Origin of the sequence: Brachyspira alvinipulli ATCC 51933, from assembly GCF_000518245.1 — a bacterium.
GTDB lineage: Bacteria > Spirochaetota > Brachyspiria > Brachyspirales > Brachyspiraceae > Brachyspira > Brachyspira alvinipulli.
In genome coordinates this window covers 461408-482930 of sequence record NZ_KI912402.1, presented here as the reverse complement: position 1 = coordinate 482930, position 21523 = coordinate 461408, and the positions used below count along the sequence as shown (strand labels likewise).

Sequence of the window (21523 nt, the reverse complement as noted above, 5' to 3'; positions counted from 1 at the left end):
AAAAATATAATTAATAAAACAATTTTAAGTTGACTTTAAGTTCAAATTATAATATGATGTTTTTATATAAAAAAATAACAACGGAGTAAAATATGCATCGCATCGCATCGCATCGCATCGCATCGCATCGCATCGCATCGCATCGCATCGCATCGCATCGCAAATATTACCGTAAAATAATTTTTTTATTATGTAAACAATTTTTATCAACCTTGATAAATGTTAAATTGTATATTCTATGGGGGAATATATGATATTTTTTAATTTTAAAAAAGTCAAATTCCCTGATATGCCTATATCTGGAGAAAAATATACAAATTTTAAACATCTTGATGATTCAAAACTATATACAGACAATGAATATGCTATAGAATACCTAAAAAATAATTTAGAAAATAATAAAAAAGAAAATATTAACACAAATATATCATACCATTCATATTGGTATGGAAAAATAAATGAAAAACATGTACTTTCAATAAAGTCATTACTATGTACACAAAAAAATCCTAAAATATATTTATGGATTGATAGTAAAACAACAAAAGAAAATTTAAATAATAAATATATTAATGAATTGGAAAATCTTATTGAAATAAAAACATATAACCCTAAATTAGAAATAAAAAATACATGTTTTGAACAATTTGATTATATATTTAATCAAAAGAAAAAATTACCAGCAAGAGCAGATGCTTTTAGATTATTAATACCATATAAGTATTTAGTAGAAAATAAATATAATGGTATAGTATACTTTGATTTAGATGTAATGTTTTTAAGGGATTTTTCGGATATATTGGATAATAGTTTTTGTTACCAATGGGAAAAACAATCTTATGCTAATACTGCTATATTATATATCAATGATAAAAATATGATAGAAGAAACTGTTCAAATAATAGAAAAAGAGCAAACTGTTTTACCATGGATAATATTCAATTTTTCTAATGTGCAGCTAAAAAATTTAATGGTGTTCCCATGTGCTTTTTTTGATCCTCTTTGGAATATAACAGATAAAAATAGATATGATTATCCTGTAACATCACCTAATGATTTCTTTACAAATTATAATGGAAATATTACATCTTATAAAGAGTTTTTTACAGGATGCTATGCGTATCATTGGCATAATCAATGGAATACAGAAGCAAATGAAAATTCTTTATTTAATATGTTCTATAGAGAATTTAGCAATATATTAAAAAATAAGATATAATATCAATCAAATAAATTATCTATTTTCTCTTCAGCCTGTTCGCTTGCTTTTTCCATTTTTTCTTCAGCTCTTTCCATTGATTTTTCTATTTTGTCAGTTGCTTTGTCGATTCTATCTTCAACATTATCATCATCACATGATATGAAAATAAAAGAAGAAATAATACAAAAAATAAATATAAACTTTTTCATTAATTCCAGTCCTCAAATATATTACTCTGCTAATGAGCAATATATTATAGCCCAATATGTATTTTTAGCATTTTTATATATTCCAACTCCAATATGGGTATAATCTATATCCAATATAGAAGAAGAATCATCAGGATCTTTAAGCATAGCATTCAACATAGCACTTGCTGTTTCATAACCGGTTCTTATAGATTCTCCATAATACGCAACTTTTATACCATTTTCTGCATAAACCGTATAAATTTCACTTCCATCTGGTCTAACCGAATCAAAAACTTTAGAAATTTCCTCTGCCCTTGTGGCAGCTGCTTTCTCAATATTTTCATCTGTCTTGTATTCATATAGACCTGCTTTTTGCCTCTCCATATTTATTAATTCATAAAGTCTTTTGGACTCTTCTGCATCTTGAGCATAAACTGATAATGCAGATAATAGAAAAAATAATAAAAATAATGACTGTACTCTCATATAAAATTCCTTATAAATATTTTACCCTATATAATATATAATCCATTTTTTGTAATATAAGTAAAATATTTTTTGTAATTATTGATAATAAATTAATATAATATAAAATAAAATTATGAATAATAAATATAAATTTCTTAAATACAAAGTTATACTATTTTTTACAGCTTTTATGTTTTTAATTATGTCTGTTTTAATAATGTATTTAAACATAAAAAAAACTATAGACTATAAAAAAGGTAATATTATTAAAATAACAGCAAATATTGATGATATCACATATTATCAGTATGGAATAAAGAAAAGAGATATAAGCTATGTAATTTACAGCTTTGAAATAGATAATAATAAATACAGTACCACCAATATATATAACGGAATAATAAGCATGACCAATAAAAATACAAGAAAAGAAATATATTATGATAAAATAAATAATGAAATAACAGAATTACAAAATAAATCTAAAATATTTCTTTCCATATTCTTTTTTGTATTAGGTTCAATAATATTAATATGGGCTGTAAAATTAAAACAAAATAATATACATACATGGAATAAATTATAAAGTATGTATATTATTTTTTATCTTTATTTACATTAAATATCCGCCACTTTTTTCTAAAACTTCAGCGTATTTTTTTACTCCAGTATTAACATTCATAAAATCTTTATTATAACCAGCATTTTTTAATTTTTTCAAATTAGCCTGTGTAAATTTTTGATATTTTCCTTTTAAAGCATCCGGAAACTCTATATACTCTATCTCAGCAGAAGCATAAACCTCTTTCAAAGCCTTAGCTATCTCAACAAAACTTTCAGCTTTTCCAGTACCGCAGTTAAATATACCAGATTTATTTTCATTCTCAAAAAAGAAATTATTAACAGATACAACATCATCAATATGTATGAAATCTCTAAGGAAATTTTCACTTCCTTCAAATATTTTCATTTTTTCACCAGCCTTTATCTGATTAAATAAATGGAAAGCAACAGATGCCATTCTTCCTTTATGATTCTCCTGCGGCCCATATACATTAAAATATCTAAGTCCTACAACCTGACTGTTAATCTTATTTTCTTTGAATAATTTATTAACATATCTGTCAAATTGATATTTAGAAAAAGCATACACATTAAGAGGATACTCATTTTTTTCATTTTCCTCAAAACCATTTTCTCCGTTTCCATATACAGATGCACTTGAAGCGTATAAAAATCTTATTTTTTTATCCAAACAAACATGAAGAATATTTTTTGTATATTCATAATTATTTCTCATCATATATTTACCGTCTGTTTCCATAGTATCAGAACAAGCACCTTGATGAAATATTGCCTCAACTTTATTATTATTTACAAATGAAGTTAAATAATCTAAATTAAAATCTTCTTTATCTATATAATCTTTAAAATTAATTCTATTTAAATTTTTATGTTTAGAAGCGTTTTTTAAATTATCAACTATTAATATATCATCTATACCTAAATTATTTAATCCTCTAACTATATTAGAACCTATAAATCCAGCTCCTCCAGTTACAATAATCATATAAAACTCCTAAATTTTAATTATTTATCTTTTTTATTATATTAGTAGTAGAATACCCATTGACAAAATCAATTAATACTGTTTCTTTAGAGTACTCTCTTCCAACCACATCTTCTATCTTATAATCACCGCCCTTAACTAAAATATCGGGCTTAACTATCTTTATTAATTCAAGAGGAGTGTCTTCATCAAATATAGATATATAAGTAATGCATTCCAAAGCCGCCAGTACAATAGCCCTGTCATTTTCATTATTTATAGGTCTGCTCTCCCCTTTTAATCTTTTTACAGAAGAATCACTATTTAATCCTAGTACAAGCAAATCTCCAAGTTCTCTTGCTTTTTGCAAATACTCTACATGACCGCGATGAAGTATATCAAAACATCCGTTTGTAAATACTATTTTCTTATTATTTTTTCTGTAATCTTCTAATATAATATTTAATTCATTTCTATCTTTTAACTTTTTATTCATAAAAAACCCTGTTAAATTATATCATAACAATTTAATTTTAACAGCATCATTATATAATTTTTTTAATCTAACTAGAAAACATAGAAAATTTCAATGTTGCTGAGGCAATAGATTTTTATGATTTAATATATTATTATTTTGATAAAATATCAATGATTGTAAGGAGAATTAATGAAAAGAAGAATAATAAAAATAGATGAAGATAAATGTACAGGATGCGGCGTATGTATACCAGATTGTCCAGAAGGGGCATTGCAGATAATAGATGGTAAAGCAAGACTTATAAGTGATTTATTTTGCGACGGACTTGGTGCTTGTATAAAGGCTTGTCCTGAAAATGCTATGAAAATAGAAGAAAGAGAAGCTGAAGAATATAATGAAAGCAAAGTTATGGAAAATATTGTCAAAGGCGGAAAAAATGTTATAAAAGCTCATTTAAAACATTTAAAAGATCATGGAGAAGATAAACTCTTTAATGAAGCTGTGAAGTATTTAAAAGATAATAATATGGAGGTTCCAAATATGGAAGAACATAAACATTGCGGATGTCCAGGAAGCATGCATAAAGATATGAGAAATCAATTTAGAGGAGAAAATAATAACATACAAATAAATTCAGAATTAAGAAACTGGCCTATACAGCTAAAATTAATAAACCCTAACGCCAATTATTTTGATAATGCCGATTTATTAATAGCTGCTGACTGTGTTCCTTTTTCTTATCCTAATTTTCATTCAAGATTTTTAAAAGATAAAATACTTATAATGTTTTGTCCTAAACTAGATATGGATATAAATGGATACATAGAAAAATTAGCCAATATATTTATAAATAAAAATATTCACTCTATATCTATAGTAAGAATGGAAGTTCCTTGCTGCGGAGGAGTTGAAATGATAGTACAGAAGGCACTTGAAATTGCAAATAAGAATATAATAATAAAAGAATATATTATTTCTATAGACGGTAATATAATGTAATTATTCATAACCTATTATTATATAATTTTTCAATAATAAATTATGTAAATTTAATAAAAAACAAAAATTAAAAACTTATTTTTTATTTTTTGTTTTTTATTTTGGTTTTATATTTATATAATCTAACAATTGTTAAGATATTATAACAAATAAATTAAAGGAGTAAAAATATGTGTGAATTTATAAAAAATATAGAACCTAAAAAAGTTTTTAAACTTCAGGACTTAGTAGATTATAAAGAAAATGGAATAGATGCATTTTCTATAGTACAAAGAAAAAGTCTAATAATGAAAATTATGGTTATAGACTGCAATGTAACTGTGCCTAAACATCCAATAGGAGGAGATTCATTGTCTTATTTATTAGAAGGTAAGGCAGAAATTACACTTAATGATGATAATAAATATATACTATCAGTTGGGGATGCTCTTCTAATACCATCTAAAAGCGAACCTTTACTAAAAGGTATAGAAAAAACTAAAATTTTGATTATACAAGTAAGAGATGAATTAAAATAAATTTTATTTATAAAAATCATATTTTGTTGCTATAGCAACGGATTTTTATTTAATTATATTAGATAATACTAACAAAATAATGATATTGAGGAAATTGATGGAAAATTTTATCAATAATATTAATTATAAAAAAGTTGTATCATTAAATAATTTATTGGAAATCAAAAATAATTCTATATCAGCATTGACATTAGTTGATAGAAAAAGTCTTGGAATAAAAATAATATCTGTTGATAAAGGATCTGAAATATCTCCTCACACAAGTACAGGAGATGTTTTGGTTACTGTTATAGAAGGGAAAGCAGAAATAACAATTGACAATGATAAATTTGAAGTTTCAAGAGAAGAATCCATATTGATACCGGCTAATGCTGTGCATTCTTTAAAATCTATAGAAGCATTTAAAGTATTAGTATTACAAGTGAAATCCGAATAACCCTAAATAAATTCATAATTTGGCATGGGATACTCTCAGTCCCATGCCCTCTTTTTATTAAACAGAAGTAGTTTTTAATAAATATATAACATAGGCTACATAAATTACCAAAAAGAAACTTCCTTTTAATTTTCCTAAACTCTTGCCTTTCAAAGTAAATAGTAACAATAATATCCCAGCAAATACCATCATAAGAAAATCTATTAAATAATTCTGCTCAGGATTAAGAAGTATGCCTCCAAATTTGAATGAAGCTATTGATGATACTCCGAGCACACCGCCCACATTAAATATGTTGCTTCCCACTATATTACCTATAGATATATCAGATTCTTTTTTAATAGCTGCTATAACACTAGTAACAAGTTCAGGTATGCTTGTACCTACAGCAACTACTATAAATCCTATTATATGTTCGCTTAGGAAATTTCTAAATATTCCAGTAACACCTTTAATAAAAATATCAGAACCAAAAGCTAATGCTAATATTGCAACTATTATTTTAAATATGGCTCTAGCTATAGAATGAGTTTTTGTAGATGATGCTACTTCCTTCTCAAAAGAAGCCATTTCATCTTTATCTTTTGATATTACATTATATAAATAATAAACATATATACATAACAATATTAAAAGTATAGCACCCTCTATTACTGAAATTTTATCTCCGCTTAATGTTTTAGTATTCATATTGAAAAGCATTATACATAAAGCAATATACATAATAAACATTGAAAGCATTGATACATAATAAGATTTTTTACCGGCACACATATTCATAAATAAAGCAGAAATTCCAAGTACAAATACTATATTAAAAATATTACTGCCTATAACATTACCAACTGCAATAGCACTTTCTCCCCTAAGAGCACCAAATAAACTTACAAAAAGCTCAGGCATAGATGTACCCATAGCAACAACTGTTAATCCTATAACTATTGGAGGTATTTTAAGCTTATTGGCAACCATTACACTTCCATCTACAATATAAGTTCCGCCAAGATACAGCAATAATATTCCAGCTGCTGTAAAAACTATATTCAACAATATATTATCCATTTTGATTCCTCTGCTATTATTATATATTTAAATTAATTATTATCTTCTGTCTTTGTTTCTGTTTCATCAGTACTAGTTTTTTCTACATTATCAGAAGTATTTTCTATATTACTACTTTCTGCACTATTACCTGCCTCAGCATCAATACTTTTTTGTTTATTTTTCTTTGATATAGCAGAAATAATAGACACTATTATACATATAATAAGTATAGATATAGTTAATGCTGTTGAAAGCCATAATGGGGATAATACCCAAACCCAGCTCCATGTTACAGCTTTAAACAATTTCAATATTATAAATATAATACCTAAAAATATAAAGAAAACTGCTGCTATATTTAATACTGGTAATTTTTTTGGTTTTTCTACTACATTTGTATTTTCATTACTAGACTGACTTGAAGTATTATCTTTTTTGAAAAATAGAGAATAAAATACTATTGTAATTATTATAAGTATCACTTCTAATACTAATACAGCAATAATTAATCTCCAATCTAACTCAAATACTTTAGCTAATTTTAATAAAGTTATTGCTATTATAAAAACAGGCAATACCTTTGAAGAAAAATCTAGTAAAACTTTAATAAGATGCAAAGTTGCCATTGTAAAAATGCTTTTAACTTTTCCCATAATTAATATCCTATAATTATATTTGTTAATATATTATATTATTTTCATCAAATTTAAATAGCATACTCATATTTTTTATTAAATAAAAAAGGATTAAAGATATAGATTAATTTCCGAAAAACTAATTAACATAATATTTTAAATTATAAAAAGGAAATGACATGAGTTCAGATATCAAAATGTTTACAGTAAGTTATTTACCAAGCAATTATAATTATGAACCATTGGAATTAGTTAAAGGAAATGTATCTTTAGCTAAACATGTTGGAAAAGATTTACTTGCAGGGTTAAAAAACATAGTAGGCGGTGAGGTTGAAAGCTATACAGAAATGCTTAATGAAGCTAGAGAAATAGCGACTAAAAGAATGATTGAAGAAGCTAAAAAATTAGGTGCTAATGCTATTATAGGTATAAATTATTCATCATCCTCTGTATTACCTGGTACAGTAGAAGTTGTTGCTTATGGCACAGCTGTTATATTAAAATAACTGGAGATTTAAATGGATATAAAACTATACACAACAGATTATTTACCAAGCAGTTATAATTATGAATTATTAGGATTAGTTAAAGGAAATATTGCTCAGGCTAAACATATAGGAAAAGACTTGCTTGCAGGATTAAAAAACATAGTAGGCGGAGAAGTTGAAGGCTATACAGAAATGATAAATGAAGCCAGAGAAACAGCAACCAAAAGAATGATTGAAGAAGCCAAAAAATTAGGTGCTAATGCTATTATAGGAATACATTATTCATCATCATCTGTAATGGAAGGAACTACTGAAGTTATTGCTTATGGTACTGCTGTAATTATAAAATAATATAAAAGGATATAGTTAATGAGAAGAGAAACTTATGAATTGCAAAATTCTGATATGCCGAATGAATCCTGGCGTATATTTAGAATAATGGGCGAATTTGTAGAAGGATTTGAAACTATGTCTCACTACAAAAATGCTGTTACTATGTTTGGTAGTGCAAGAACTTCACCAGATCATCCTCATTATAAATTAGCTTATGAAACTGCAAAATTATTAGGTGAGAATAAATATGATATAATAACAGGAGGCGGCCCTGGTATTATGGAAGCTGGAAATAAAGGTGCTTTTGATGCTGATGCAGGTTCGATTGGATTATGTATAGAATTACCTTTTGAACAAAAAACAAATCCTTATGTCAAAGAAGAAATAAAATTTAGGTACTTCTTTGCTAGAAAGGTTATGTTCCTAAAATACGCCAAAGCTATTATAATATTTCCAGGCGGTTTTGGAACAATGGATGAAATGTTTGAAACTCTTACCCTAATACAAACTAAGGTTTTACAAAATATTCCAATGCTTGTAATGAATTATGATTATTATAATGATCTTATAAGCTGGATGAAAAAAGATATGATTAAAGAACAATATATAGATAAAGAGGATTTAGATTTAATACAATATGTTAAAACTCCTCAGGAAGCATTAGATATCATAAATAATTTTTATAAAAAATAATGAAATATATTTTAATAATTTTATTAATAAGTTTTAACACAATATTTGCTCAACTACCTGAGCTTTTTGATTTAGACGGATATAAAAATTTAAAGTTCGGGATGAGTATTGAAGAAGCAGATAATAAAATTACTAATTATAATTTAGATTTATATGCTGATTTTTCCGCATCATTTCAAGTAAAAAATAATACTATACTTAATATATATAAAAATGATAAAGAAAAATTAGCATATTATTTATATTTTTACAACAATGAACTTTATAGAATAGAAATTTGCAATCATATAGGTGATATTTACAAAAATCCTTCATTTTATGATCCTGCCACACTTGCTGTAATAGATGATATAAAAGAAAAATTAACTTTTAAATACGGCAGTATCACTAAAACAGATATTAAATATTTTACTTACTATAAAAAAACATTTGAAGAATATACTATTTGGTGGTCTTCAGATTTGGTAAGTGTATCATTATATGTTAAGCCTGATTTAGATAGCTTGGATAAGGTAATTAAACTTTACTCCTACAGAATATCTTTCTATGATGAAATAAGGCTAAAAAAAATATATTCTTCAGATTCTAAATAATTATATTCAAAATAAAATCATATATAAAATAATTTTTTTATTTTTGTAATTGTAAGTTTTAATAATTTACAATATATAGTATAATTCAAAAGTTGTTTATAACTATTCGGAGTATATAATAATGAAAGAGAGAGAAAAATTAGGAAGCAGATTTGGATTTATATTGGTATCAGCAGGCTGTGCTGTTGGAATGGGAAATGTTTGGAGATTTCCTTATATAACCGGACAATATGGAGGCGGTGCTTTTGTTGTATTATATATTATATCAATAATTATTTTAGGTGTCGCTCCAATGGTAATGGAATTTGCTGTAGGAAGAGCAGGAAGACATGATATAGCAACATCTTTTAAAAAATTAGAAAAAGAAGGACATCATTGGCATAAAATAGGATATGTTCAAATACTTGGAAATGTAATACTTATGCTTTTTTATACTACTATATGCGGATGGTGTTTATCATATTTTTATTTCATGATAACAGGTAAATTTTCAGGACTCAATGCCGCTGAAGTAGGTAATTTTTTTAATGGAGTATTAGGAAACGGAGCTACATTAACTTTATGGATGGGTATAAGCCTTCTTCTAGGCATACTGATTTGCTCTGCAGGATTGGAACAAGGTGTAGAAAGAGCAAGCAAATTTATGATGCTTTCATTATTTGGTTTGTTAATTCTTTTAATAATAAGAGCTTTAACATTGAAAGGTGCTATAGAAGGATTAAAATTCTATTTAGTACCTGATTTAAATAAATTATTCGGCAATGGTATTACAGGGTTCATAGCAATATTTTATGCGGCAATAGGTCAGGCTTTTTTCTCTTTAAGTGTAGGACAAGGAGGAATGGCTATATTTGGCAGTTATATAGATAAAAAACAATCTCTCACAGGTGAAGCATTAATAATAATAGCATTAGATACATTGGTTGCTTTATTTGCAGGACTTGTAGTATTTCCGGCATGTTTTGCTTTTAATGTTAATCCTGGTGAAGGAGCAGGACTTGCATTTGTAACTTTGCCTAATATATTTAATTCTATGCCTTTAGGAAGATTATGGGGGGCTTTATTCTTCTTATTTTTGGCAATGGCGGCACTTACTACTGTAATAGGTGTTTTAGAAAATATATATTCTTTTATTATGGACAGATTCAAAATTACAAGAAAAAAAACTTCCATAATACTATTTATATTATTATTCATATTCAGCCTACCTACAACATTAGGTTTTAATGTTTTGTCTTTTATAGCACCATTAGGAGAAGGTACAGTTATCATGGATTTACTTGATTTTATAGTAAGTAATAACATACTTCCATTAGGTGCTTTGGTAACATTATTCTTCTGTACAAGAGATTTCGGATGGGGATTTGATAATTTTATAAAAGAGGCTAATACAGGTGACGGGATAAAGTTTCCTGTACAATTAAGGTTTTATATAAGCTATATACTACCTTTTATAGTTTTAGCAATATTTCTTTATGAATATATAGCTAGATTTTTCTTAAAATAAGATATATTATATATACCAATCATTACAAATAAAAAAGGACATAAAAATGGAAGTAAAAGATTTTATAAGCAAATATGCTGTATCAAGAAAAAATACTAATTCTGTAAAATGGGATATTGAATCAGATCCAAGATTTGCCGAGGCTAATTTAACCCCTATGTGGGTAGCGGATATGGAGTTTAGAGTGCCAGATGAAGTTATAGAGGCACTACATAAAAGAGTTGATCATGGAGTATTCGGATACACTCATATATGGGATAGCTACTTTGATGCTTTTTCTGCTTGGCAAAAAAAGAGATACAATATAGATTTGGAAAGAGAATGGATGTCTTTTTCTCCAGGTGTTGTAACTGGTTTCTATTGGGCTGTTCAAGTTTTTACAGAAGTTAATGACAATATACTAATATTAAATCCTGTATATTATCCTTTTCATAGTGCAGTAAAAGATAATAACAGAAATCTTGTAACTTGCGAATTAAAAAATGATAATGGTATTTTTACAATAGACTATGACAAATTAGAAAATACTATAAAAGAAAATAATGTCAAATTAATAATATTCTGCAATCCTCATAATCCAGTAGGAAGAGTTTGGACTAATGATGAAATAGAAAATGTATTTGAAATTTGCAAAAGACATAATGTTTACATAATTTCAGATGAAATACATCAGGACATCAATTTAGGGATAAGACCTTTTATTTCAGCACTTTCTATAAAAAACAAAGATAAATATATTGACAGACTGATAGTTTTTACAGCTCCTTCTAAAACTTTTAATATGGCTTCGCTTTTAAATTCCCATGTTTTTATACCAAATGAAGAACTTAGAAAAAAATATAAAAAATTTGCCTCAGCAGCTCATAGAGCAGATTTTAATTTATTAGGACTGATAGCAGCAGAAGCAGCTTACAGACATGGAGAATATTGGCTTGAAGGATTGCTCAATGTTATTAAATATAATTTTGAATATATTAAAACACAATTAAATCAAAATGTTCCGGATATAATAATATCTCCTTTGGAAGGAACCTACTTACCATTTTTTGATTTGAGAAAAGTTGTTGATGTAAACCGTGTTAAAGAGTTTATACAAACAGATTGCCGTATAGCTGTTGATTTTGGAGAATGGTTCGGAGAGAATTCTAAAGGATTTATACGTCTTAACATAGCAACTGATACTAAATATGTTGAGTTTTTTACACAACAAGTTATTAATAATCTAAAAAATAAAAAATATAAATGATATAAAACATAACTATTTTAATATATTAAATTATTAAGGTTCTTTACTAGATAAAGAACCTTAATAAAAATATATGAATTATGAATTTATACTAATAAAGTTATATTTATTTTAGGGTTTATATCATAATGCTGTTCTATTTTTTTTCTTGTATCTTCTATAAGATTTATAACATCAATGGCTCTGCATAACTCATTATTATCTTCATTGCTGTTAATACAATTGTTGATAATATAATTTGGGAACCTTTTATGCCATATCATAGCACCGTATTTCATATCAAGTCCTCCTACACGCTCCACCATCTCATAAGCCTTTACATCTCCAAAATCTTCAAATACAGGACCTATATTTGCCTCCATAGGTGCAACAGAACCTCTTATATATCTGTACCAATCTATTCTATTGTCAATACTCTCAGGATTATCATTTTCCAATTTAAATATAATAGATAATATGACAATATTATTTTTATCCTCTTCATTCATAGATACATATTCATCGGCACTGATTTCTTTTACCTTTGCAGTCTTTTTATCTATAATTGTAACATTCTTTACTATATTCATTAATGACATACCGAATGATTCCAATTTTTCATAAATGGCAGACCCTACCCTACTATTAACTAATGCTAGAAATTCTAATCCGGATAAATTTCTTATTCTAGCTTCATGTGATAATCTTTCTAAAATAGCAGAAGCATTGGCTTTTAGAATTCCATTGTCTAAAAACTCGAAATTTTCAAATTCACCCTCTAGAGATATCATAATGCCGCGATACCCCTCATCTGATACCAAAACTCTGTTAGCATCTCTCATAACAAAATAGTCTATATTATTATTATATAAAAAAGAAACCAATTCTAAAAAAGATTTTATTTCTTTTACTATTATAAACAAATCAACATTTCCGCCTACACTGAAACTGCTGAATTTATTAAAAGGGTGATTAACATAATATTCTATATTATTATCATTGAGAAATTTCTCAACTGCTTGATAATTGTTTTGCATACTCATTACTAATCCTTACTATATTGCCAGCCCCCAAAGTTAATATTATATCTCCATCTTTTTTCATATCATTTAATACAGACAATACATCTTCTATATTTTTTACATATTTTACATTTTTATTCTGTCTTCTTACTATATCACATATAGTCTCACCGCTTATTCCCTGTATAGGAGCCTCGCCTGCAGCATATATATCCGTAATAATAACATTATCAACATCATTAAAAGCATATTCAAAATCATTCAGCAATAATTCTGTTCTAGTGTATCTATGCGGCTGAAATACTGCTATAATACGCCTATTAGGATAAGCCCCCCTTACTGATGATAATGTAGCCTTAATTTCTGTTGGATGATGAGCATAATCATCAAACAACATAATCTCCTTATCATAAAGTTTATTTAATCTCCTTCCTACACCTTCAAATGTTTTTAACCCTTCTTTTATGCTTTCAATATCTATACCTAAATGAAAAGCAACCCCAATAGAAGCTAATGAATTCAATACATTATGCATACCTATCAATGGAATATTAAACTCTCCAAGAATATCTCCATTATGATAAGCATTAAAATATGTTATAGGAGCTTCTACTCTAATAGAATTCTTATCAACATAAAAATCATGCTCATGTGAAAATCCGTAAGAATAATATTTTTTATTTGTACTTTTAGATAAATCCTTTACAACATCGTCTTCAAAACATAAAAAAGAACATCCGTAAAAAGGAACTTTATTAATAAATTCTAAAAAAGCAACTCTCAAAGCTTCAACATTTCCGTAATAATCCAAATGATCATTATCAATATTAGTAACAACATTAATTACAGGAGAAAGCCTTAAAAAACTTCCATCGCTTTCATCTGCTTCGCATACCATATATTCGCTTTTTAAATCATTACATGCTGCATTGCTTTTTAAATTAAAATGATTTCCCCCAATAATACATACCGGATTAAGTCCTGCATACATCATAATTTGAGTAATTAAGGAAGTTGTTGTAGTTTTTCCATGAGAACCAGATATTGCTATACCATACCTCAAACGCATAAGTTCGGCAAGCATTTCACCTCTAGATATCACAGTTATCTTTTTAGCTTTAGCTGTAAGTATCTCTTCATTAGTGGGGCTTATAGCAGAAGATGTTACAACAGCTGTTATATCATCCTCAATGTTATCTGCTTTATGTCCATAATAAACTTTTATTCCAGAAGCTTCCAAAGATTCAGTTTTAGCTGTTTTAGCTAAATCACTACCAGTTATAGTAAAACCTATAGCATTTAATACGCTTGCTATAGCACTCATACCTATTCCGCCGATTCCTATAAAATGTATCTTCTCTTTTCTTCTTGTAAACATTCACTTTCCTAATTTTTTATTTAAATATCAACCAAATTATTATTTATTTAAAGTGCTCATTATATCATCAACTATCATAGAAACAGCTCTGGAAGACCAACTATTTTTTATATTTTCTCTCATAGCCATTAATCTTTCATTATTATTCAAATTGTTAATTATAACATTCTCTAATTTTTCTACAGTCAAATCAGATTCCTCTATTAAATAGGCCATATCTTTATTTAATAAATCCAAAGCATTAAAATATTGATGATTATCAGTTGCATAAGGAAATGGTACCAAAAGTGATGGTACATTAACAGCTAATATCTCACTAATAGAACTGCTTCCAGCTCTTGATATAACAAAATCAGCCGCATGAAGTAATGTAGACATATCTTTATAATAACTATGAACTGTTACATTATCAAATTTTGCCTTGTTAACTCTTTCTATCATCTCAGTTCCCCATTTAGGACCTGCAAGCCATATTATATGTAAATTTTGAACCTTATCTTTTATATTTTTAATACATTCAAAAAATAATTCATTCAATTTTAAAGCACCTTGAGAACCGCCCATAACAACTAATAATTTATCATCATTACCTAATTTCATAACGGTTCTTGCACCTTCTCTATTTACAATGAAAAACTCTTCTCTTACAGGATTTCCAAATACTTTTCCATTAGGCATAAACTCTAATGTTTTAGAGAAAGTTAAATATGTATTTCTAGCATGCTTATAAAATATTTTATTAACTTTTCCAGGTATGGAATTTTGTTCGCATAAAAATATTGGTATATTTTTCCATTTCGCCATTTGCAGCATTGGTAATGATACAAATCCTCCCATTCCTATTACACAATCTGGTTTATGTTTATCAAGTATTCTACCAGCTTTAAGCAGAGATGGTATAAATTTCAATAAAAACAATATATTCTTTAACATATTTCCAGGAGGGTTAATATTAATAGTATTAAAATCATAATTATGAGGAATAAGATTATAATCTTTAGCTGCAACTACTAATCTAGGGTTATGACCTTGTTTTTTTACATAATCATATATTGAAACTGCAGGGGTAATATGTCCAGCTGTTCCTCCTCCGCATAAAATTATATTCATTGTTCTCTCCTTTGAGTTATTTTTAATAATATAGCAATCATAATCATGTTAATAACTAAAGCATTTCTTCCATAACTAATTATTGGAAGAGGCATACCTGTAGTTGGAATCATAAGTGTAGCAACCATTATATTCAGATATGCCTGCACACTAATAAACATTGTAATTGCAAATGAAAGATTCTTCAAAAATAAATCATTTGTCCGCGATGATATTATAAAACCTCTGATAGTAAAAGAAAGAAATAATAACAATATTATAATATTACCTATTAAACCATACCTTTGAGATACAGATGCATATATAAAATCAGTTAAAGCGGCTGGTAAATGAGTACTTACATCTCTTATTTCTTCATCAGGAATACCAGTTATTCCTCCATAATTAAATGCTAACTTAGCCCTTCTTATTTGATAAATATCCTCTTCTGATTGACTATGAGGATCAAGATAAGAATGAACTCTGCTTCTCATATATGGAACATTAAAAATAAATAAAGCAAAAACCACCATTAAAAACAATGCTGAAAGAAGCAATGATCTAAAAGGTATACCACCATAAAAAAATATGGAAAAACCAACCATAGCAAATAAAAGTGCCGTTCCTGAGTCCGGTTCTATTAATATTAATCCTGAAATTGCACATAAAACAGCAAACGGAGGTGCCAACCCTTTTTTTATATCAAATAATTTCTCACCTTTTTTACTTAATACACTAGCTAAATATATTGAAAATGTTATTTTTGCTATTTCTGAGGGCTGTATAGTAATTCCAGGAGCTATAAGAAGCCATCTTTTTGCAAGACTTCCTGCAACTGTAATACCAAAAAAATAAACCCATGCCAATAAAATAAGTGTTACTAACAACAATAAAGGAACCATCTTATCTATAATTTCAAAAAAGTCCGGTACTATAAGTAATATAATAGTGCCTGCTATCATAATAGATAATAATTTTACATGATTATTAAAATAACTCCCATTAGGTTCATGTATAGTTTGTGCTCCATATATAGCAACTAATCCTGCTATTAATAAAGCTACATATATGATTAACAAATATCTATCTGGAATTAATTTTCTTCTTACCATATATAAAAACTCTTTTAATTATTTCTATAATATTTTATAGGCTAAAGATAATTTAAGCTCTATAAAAGTTGTATTATTATAATTAGGAAGTCCTACATGCAATCCTGCAGTAGCCCCTATATTAAGCAGCAAAGTGTCTTTTAAAAAATTAAAATTAATAATACCAGCTATACCAAATTTATGCGAAAGATGTTTTGAATTAACAAGATATGTTAAACCATAATATCCGCCTATATAAAACGGATTTATATTACCCAGCAAATAAAAATCATTAATTAATTCAAATTCGCTTTTTTTATGCAATATTGCGGTTCTAGGATCATAATAATAGTTTTTATCCCCAACATTAATATAAGTCATGGTAAAATTATCTATTAATACAAAATGATTAAATTTAAAAACAAAATAAGGCGAAACATTAATCAAAAATCCAAATGCATTGCCTTTTTGCATTGCAAATAAAGTATTAAAAGAGTAATCAATATTATTATTATTATCAAAACCAGCATAGCCAAAATTCATGGCATTAAACATAAAATCTAAATAAGCACTTACTCTAATCCCTAAAAATGACAAAGGTTTAATATCAGCAAATATGCCTACCATATCAGAAGACAGAGAAAAATTATTTTCTATACCAAAATCTGCTTTTGTATTTTTAAATAAATTATTATCTGTCATTTTATACATATAAAGTCTATAGTATAATTTGGTTTCTAAATTAAATTTTATATAGTTGAATCCTCCCAAAACAGTTTGTTCTATAAAAAGTTCATTACTATAAACACCTGTATTTGTATTAACTGGTATATTTCTATCATATATATCTATATTAAAAAGTGTATTTACGTCTGCAAAAATAGTATTATAATATAAAAAAAATGATAAAACTATGATAAAAACATTTAATTTTTTCATTAAAATCTCAAACAATATAATAATGACTGTAATATGATACTTTATAAAATAAAAAAATCAAGATTATTGAACTACTATTTTTATAATTTTAATTTACAGTATATAAATTCACATTAGGAAATTCAATTAATAGCATTAACAACAATTAAAATAATATTGAAAAAAAAGAATATATATGTTAAACTCGTAATACAGCGGACTAATATGGTTAGGGTTTATAAATGTACAAAAGCATTATCAAATCAATAATGGAAAATCGTATAAATATAGTGAAAAAAAATTCAACTATATCAGAGTTAATTCCCATTATATGCAAAAAATCCAGCAAAATATTGGCAGTAACAAATGATTCTGATAAAATAATTGGTGTAGTTAATTATGATGAATTGTTAATTAATATCCTAAGCAAAATGTCTAGTAAAAAAAATCAGGATGTATTGAACAAAGAAATTTCAAATTTTATGAATAAAAACCCAATACTTGTTCATCCTGAAGATGATGCTCTTATTACTTTTGAAATAATGAAAGAAAATAAAATATATTATATTGTTGTAATTAATGCTGATAATTATCCAATAGGTATTTTAAGCATATATGATTTATTTGAAAATGTTATTAAAACAAAAGTACGAAACATGGATTATTCTGTTAATGAGATAGAAAAAAAATCCTCTATTCAAAAAGATAAAGTAATAAAAAAGTTAATGAAAAAGATAGATACTTTACATGCTCAATCTACAATAGATCCATTAACAGGATTATTTAATGTAAGATATTTTAATAAAATAATAGAAGAAGAGGTAGAAAGAGCTAGAAGATATAAATATAGTATATCAATTATATTTATGGATTTGGATCATTTCAAAGATATCAATGACATATATGGGCATGACTGCGGAAATATTGTACTTCATGAAATTGGAAAATTATTGAGCAATAACTCCAATAATATTAACATGCTTAGAAAAAGTGATGTGGCAATACGTTATGGAGGAGAAGAATTTATAGTTATATGCCCAAATACCAAAAAAGAACAAGCGTTAATACTTGGTGAAAGAATAAGAAAAACTATTGAAAAGAAAATATTTAATTATGAATCTACTATCATTAATATAACAGTAAGCGTAGGCATTGCCGAACACAAAGGCTCATCAAAGCAGCCTATAGCCGTAACTATAAAAAATGCTGATTCTGCAATGTATGAAGCAAAACATTTAGGAAGAAATAGAGTTATAGTACATTAAAGTTTATTATCAATATTATTTTATAAATTATGATACATAAACTTTTTCTTCATAAACTTCTTTAGCTTTAGAATACAATTCTGCTGCTTTTTCATAATTTTCATTAATAAATTCAATATTTCCAAGATGGAAGTAATCACTTGATTCTGGATTTTCTTTTATTTTTTTAGTATATTTAGCTTTACATTCTTCTAAATTTAGATAATTATCTCTTAAACTTTTACTTCTAAGATTTTTAAGAGCCAAAATTTCAGGAGTATCTGCTGGATACATAGCTAAGGCTTGTAAATACATATTTTCTGCTCTCTTATAATCCTTAATTTCATGCAAACAAACCCCATAATAATGATAATCATTATGGTCAGCCAAATTATTATCTACTAAAATTTTATAAAAATTCATAGCCTCTTTATAAAGTTCATTTCTAAAGAAGTAATTAGCCATATAAACTAAAGCAACCCTATCTTTATTATTAATTTTAAGAACATTTTTAGCTGCTTCTAACCCTTTATCTTCTTCCTTAAGTAAAGTACATAAGGATAAAAATTCATAATAAGGATTCAAATTAGAAGATGTATATAAAGTAATACCTTTTCTATAAAGCTCAAATGCTTCCTCTAATCTATATTCTTTTTTAGCAATAGCACCCAAAAGAAAATATGCCTCTGCAGCCATCCAATACTCTAAAAAAGTATTTAAAAATATTTTTGCATGTTCATAATTACCACTTTCAAATAAAGAAACGGCAACCTGTAAGTATGATTTCATATCATCACCGGAACTAAGTCTCATACTTCTTTTTAAAGCTTCAACGGCTTCCTCATTTACTCCTTTTTTCAATAATTCTTCCGCAAGATTGCTTAATTTCATTGCTTTAGTATTAGTAGTAGACACGTTAAATACTCCTTTTTATTTTAATGAACTGGTCTAGCATAAACTTCTTCAGAAAAACCACTTTCTATATTTCCGCCTTCACCGCCTATAGCTGTAACTCTGAAATAATAAACTTCTTCAGGATTTAATCCTTCTAATAAATATTCTGTTTGATTTCCAACTACTATAGGAGTATGTTCAGCATTGTTATAAACTCCTGATTTAGTTCCATAGTATATCTTATACCCTGAAACATTTTCATGTGAACCCTCCCATCTTAATATAATGGAATTATTATTTGCTGGTGCAGCAGTTAAATTTATCGGAACTAGAGGTAATCTGCCATTATGATAAACTATATCAATATTATTTAATATTGGTGTAATATTTCTATCAATATTACTTTTTAATACAGCTCTTATTTGTATATATCTAGCTCTATTAACAGTAGCAAATACATTATTATCATCTAATAATTGCCAAGTTATATTATTATCATCTGGAGCAAAATAGTAATCAGAAGTTCTATAATAAATATCTATATATGAACCATTAGTAAAACTACCGATATAATTTATAGAATCAATAAATGTATTTACATTTCCAAAATCTATAACTTTACTTATTATCTCCCCATTTGGTAAATATTTATATAAATTAAAACTCTGTTTATAATTAGGAGTGAAATGAAATGAATCTATACCTCCTATAAAACCCTGACCCAAATAAAGAGGATCTAAAGACATGTGAGAAAAATCCACATAATAAGGAGAACCTGTTCTATCACCTGTACTTGTCAAATATATAACCTGCTCTTCAAGGCCATCTATATATTTTACTAATTTTCCAGTAGATGCATCAAAACTTATACTATGATGTCTCCATTCATTTTCTTTCAAATATTCTCCATCTGATAAAGTAATATTTGTATATTCTCCATTATATATAAATAAATTATTAAATTGCCAAACTAATCTGCCATTTATAATATTAGCTCTTATACCTGAATATTTTGTTACTCCATTATCATTATATATAGCCATTTTAGATAAAACCTGAGAGTTCATTCTTATTTTATAAGGATTCAAATAAAACTCTATAGTAAAACTACTCATAACATCATTTAATTGTTTTTCATAATGTTCCATCTTTATAAATGATTCTATATTTGGAAGAAGTACTGCAGTACCTCCATTAGCTCCATCTATGTATTTTATGTCGCTGCTTTTAGTAACACCATGATGATACGATGCATCTAATAATACAGATCTTTCAAACAATGAAGATATATCAGATATAGACTCTTTAGTATCAGAAGCATTATCCAATATAAAACTATTTGTGACACTATTTAAAGTACTATAATAAATATTATTTGTGTTTGAAAATACATTGTAAACATCAGCATTTAAGCTAGCTGTAAAATATAAAATAAACGCTATAAAAAAACCTATATAACGCACAATAAATTCCTAATAACCATTAATTCTTTAGATAATTATTCGGATGTTTTTTTAATTCCATTATTA

25 protein-coding genes are annotated in these 21523 nt (G+C 26.7%); 12 read left to right on the top strand and 13 right to left on the bottom strand.

Annotated elements, in window-relative coordinates; all coding sequences use genetic code 11:
• The first annotated feature begins 250 nt into the window (after positions 1-250).
• Positions 251-1219 carry a glycosyltransferase family 32 protein gene (locus T324_RS16955; protein WP_051436810.1) on the top strand — a complete coding sequence of 323 codons (969 nt, stop codon included), beginning with the start codon at positions 251-253 and terminating at the stop codon, positions 1217-1219.
• Between the two features lie 2 nt (positions 1220-1221).
• Here the strand turns inward: T324_RS16955 and T324_RS0107110 are convergent, their stop codons facing one another.
• On the bottom strand, positions 1222-1410 hold the full coding sequence (locus T324_RS0107110) for a hypothetical protein (RefSeq protein WP_028329604.1): 189 nt from the start codon (positions 1408-1410) through the stop codon (positions 1222-1224).
• Positions 1411-1431: 21 nt separating this feature from the next.
• Positions 1432-1878: a CAP domain-containing protein gene (locus T324_RS0107105; protein WP_028329603.1), complete on the bottom strand. Its 447-nt coding sequence runs from the start codon at positions 1876-1878 to the stop codon at positions 1432-1434.
• Positions 1879-2062: 184 nt separating this feature from the next.
• On the opposite strand from T324_RS0107105, the gene T324_RS0107100 reads away from it, so the two are divergent.
• Positions 2063-2446 carry a hypothetical protein gene (locus T324_RS0107100; protein WP_156920150.1) on the top strand — a complete coding sequence of 128 codons (384 nt, stop codon included), beginning with the start codon at positions 2063-2065 and terminating at the stop codon, positions 2444-2446.
• 27 nt (positions 2447-2473) lie between these two features.
• On the opposite strand, the gene rfaD is transcribed toward T324_RS0107100, so the two are convergent.
• Together rfaD and rfaE2 are read right to left on the bottom strand one after the other, a co-directional pair.
• Positions 2474-3430 (bottom strand): ADP-glyceromanno-heptose 6-epimerase, encoded by a 957-nt coding sequence (gene rfaD / locus T324_RS0107095; RefSeq protein WP_028329601.1) that lies wholly within the window; start codon positions 3428-3430, stop codon positions 2474-2476.
• A gap of 16 nt (positions 3431-3446) precedes the next feature.
• The gene (gene rfaE2 / locus T324_RS0107090) at positions 3447-3905 is read right to left on the bottom strand and encodes a D-glycero-beta-D-manno-heptose 1-phosphate adenylyltransferase (RefSeq protein ID WP_051436809.1); all 459 of its coding nucleotides are present in this window, start codon (positions 3903-3905) and stop codon (positions 3447-3449) included.
• Between the two features lie 171 nt (positions 3906-4076).
• On the opposite strand from rfaE2, the gene T324_RS0107085 reads away from it, so the two are divergent.
• The 3 genes from T324_RS0107085 to T324_RS0107075 all read left to right on the top strand — a co-directional run bounded on the left by T324_RS0107085 (position 4077) and on the right by T324_RS0107075 (position 5840).
• Entirely contained in the window at positions 4077-4886 is an 810-nt protein-coding gene (locus T324_RS0107085; RefSeq protein ID WP_028329599.1) for an ATP-binding protein, read from the top strand.
• 170 nt (positions 4887-5056) lie between these two features.
• Complete coding sequence (locus T324_RS0107080) at positions 5057-5404, top strand: cupin domain-containing protein (protein WP_028329598.1); 348 nt, start codon at positions 5057-5059, stop codon at positions 5402-5404.
• 97 nt (positions 5405-5501) lie between these two features.
• Positions 5502-5840 (top strand): cupin domain-containing protein, encoded by a 339-nt coding sequence (locus tag T324_RS0107075; RefSeq protein ID WP_028329597.1) that lies wholly within the window; start codon positions 5502-5504, stop codon positions 5838-5840.
• 57 nt (positions 5841-5897) lie between these two features.
• Here the strand turns inward: T324_RS0107075 and T324_RS0107070 are convergent, their stop codons facing one another.
• A complete protein-coding gene (locus tag T324_RS0107070; protein WP_028329596.1) occupies positions 5898-6902 on the bottom strand; it encodes a calcium/sodium antiporter in 1005 nt (334 codons plus the stop codon).
• 32 nt (positions 6903-6934) lie between these two features.
• On the bottom strand, positions 6935-7537 hold the full coding sequence (locus T324_RS0107065) for a hypothetical protein (protein ID WP_028329595.1): 603 nt from the start codon (positions 7535-7537) through the stop codon (positions 6935-6937).
• A gap of 161 nt (positions 7538-7698) precedes the next feature.
• Here T324_RS0107065 and T324_RS0107060 point away from each other — a divergent pair, with 161 nt between their 5' ends.
• From T324_RS0107060 to T324_RS0107035, 6 genes are all read left to right on the top strand, one after another.
• The gene (locus T324_RS0107060) at positions 7699-8025 is read left to right on the top strand and encodes a YbjQ family protein (protein ID WP_028329594.1); all 327 of its coding nucleotides are present in this window, start codon (positions 7699-7701) and stop codon (positions 8023-8025) included.
• Between the two features lie 12 nt (positions 8026-8037).
• Entirely contained in the window at positions 8038-8358 is a 321-nt protein-coding gene (locus T324_RS0107055; protein WP_084548621.1) for a YbjQ family protein, read from the top strand.
• A gap of 18 nt (positions 8359-8376) precedes the next feature.
• A complete protein-coding gene (locus T324_RS0107050; RefSeq protein WP_028329592.1) occupies positions 8377-9033 on the top strand; it encodes an LOG family protein in 657 nt (218 codons plus the stop codon).
• Entirely contained in the window at positions 9033-9626 is a 594-nt protein-coding gene (locus tag T324_RS0107045) for a hypothetical protein (RefSeq protein WP_028329591.1), read from the top strand. Before T324_RS0107050 ends, T324_RS0107045 begins: the two co-directional genes overlap by 1 nt.
• A gap of 121 nt (positions 9627-9747) precedes the next feature.
• Positions 9748-11133, top strand: a complete 1386-nt coding sequence (locus tag T324_RS0107040; RefSeq protein ID WP_028329590.1) for a sodium-dependent transporter — start codon at positions 9748-9750, stop codon at positions 11131-11133.
• Positions 11134-11179: 46 nt separating this feature from the next.
• Positions 11180-12379 carry a MalY/PatB family protein gene (locus T324_RS0107035; protein WP_028329589.1) on the top strand — a complete coding sequence of 400 codons (1200 nt, stop codon included), beginning with the start codon at positions 11180-11182 and terminating at the stop codon, positions 12377-12379.
• Positions 12380-12465: 86 nt separating this feature from the next.
• Here T324_RS0107035 and T324_RS0107030 read toward each other — a convergent pair whose 3' ends face one another.
• Genes T324_RS0107030 through T324_RS0107010 form a run of 5 tightly spaced genes read right to left on the bottom strand, consistent with a single transcriptional unit; the run spans position 12466 to position 17877 of the window.
• Complete coding sequence (locus T324_RS0107030) at positions 12466-13401, bottom strand: UDP-N-acetylmuramate dehydrogenase (protein WP_028329588.1); 936 nt, start codon at positions 13399-13401, stop codon at positions 12466-12468.
• The gene (gene murC / locus T324_RS0107025) at positions 13370-14758 is read right to left on the bottom strand and encodes a UDP-N-acetylmuramate--L-alanine ligase (protein ID WP_028329587.1); all 1389 of its coding nucleotides are present in this window, start codon (positions 14756-14758) and stop codon (positions 13370-13372) included. The genes T324_RS0107030 and murC overlap by 32 nt, the downstream gene beginning before the upstream one ends.
• A 39-nt stretch (positions 14759-14797) precedes the next feature.
• Positions 14798-15868 (bottom strand): UDP-N-acetylglucosamine--N-acetylmuramyl-(pentapeptide) pyrophosphoryl-undecaprenol N-acetylglucosamine transferase, encoded by a 1071-nt coding sequence (locus tag T324_RS0107020; RefSeq protein ID WP_028329586.1) that lies wholly within the window; start codon positions 15866-15868, stop codon positions 14798-14800.
• Positions 15865-16959, bottom strand: coding sequence for an FtsW/RodA/SpoVE family cell cycle protein (locus tag T324_RS0107015; RefSeq protein ID WP_028329585.1), 1095 nt, complete (start codon positions 16957-16959; stop codon positions 15865-15867). Before T324_RS0107015 ends, T324_RS0107020 begins: the two co-directional genes overlap by 4 nt.
• A gap of 24 nt (positions 16960-16983) precedes the next feature.
• On the bottom strand, positions 16984-17877 hold the full coding sequence (locus T324_RS0107010; RefSeq protein WP_028329584.1) for a hypothetical protein: 894 nt from the start codon (positions 17875-17877) through the stop codon (positions 16984-16986).
• Positions 17878-18098: 221 nt separating this feature from the next.
• Between T324_RS0107010 and T324_RS0107005 the strand changes: the two genes are divergently transcribed.
• Positions 18099-19121, top strand: coding sequence for a GGDEF domain-containing protein (locus T324_RS0107005; protein ID WP_028329583.1), 1023 nt, complete (start codon positions 18099-18101; stop codon positions 19119-19121).
• A 27-nt stretch (positions 19122-19148) separates the two neighbouring features.
• Here the strand turns inward: T324_RS0107005 and T324_RS0107000 are convergent, their stop codons facing one another.
• Both T324_RS0107000 and T324_RS0106995 read right to left on the bottom strand, forming a co-directional pair.
• Positions 19149-19991: a tetratricopeptide repeat protein gene (locus tag T324_RS0107000; RefSeq protein WP_038375114.1), complete on the bottom strand. Its 843-nt coding sequence runs from the start codon at positions 19989-19991 to the stop codon at positions 19149-19151.
• 44 nt (positions 19992-20035) lie between these two features.
• Entirely contained in the window at positions 20036-21457 is a 1422-nt protein-coding gene (locus T324_RS0106995; protein WP_028329581.1) for a fibronectin type III domain-containing protein, read from the bottom strand.
• Positions 21458-21523 lie beyond the last annotated feature (66 nt).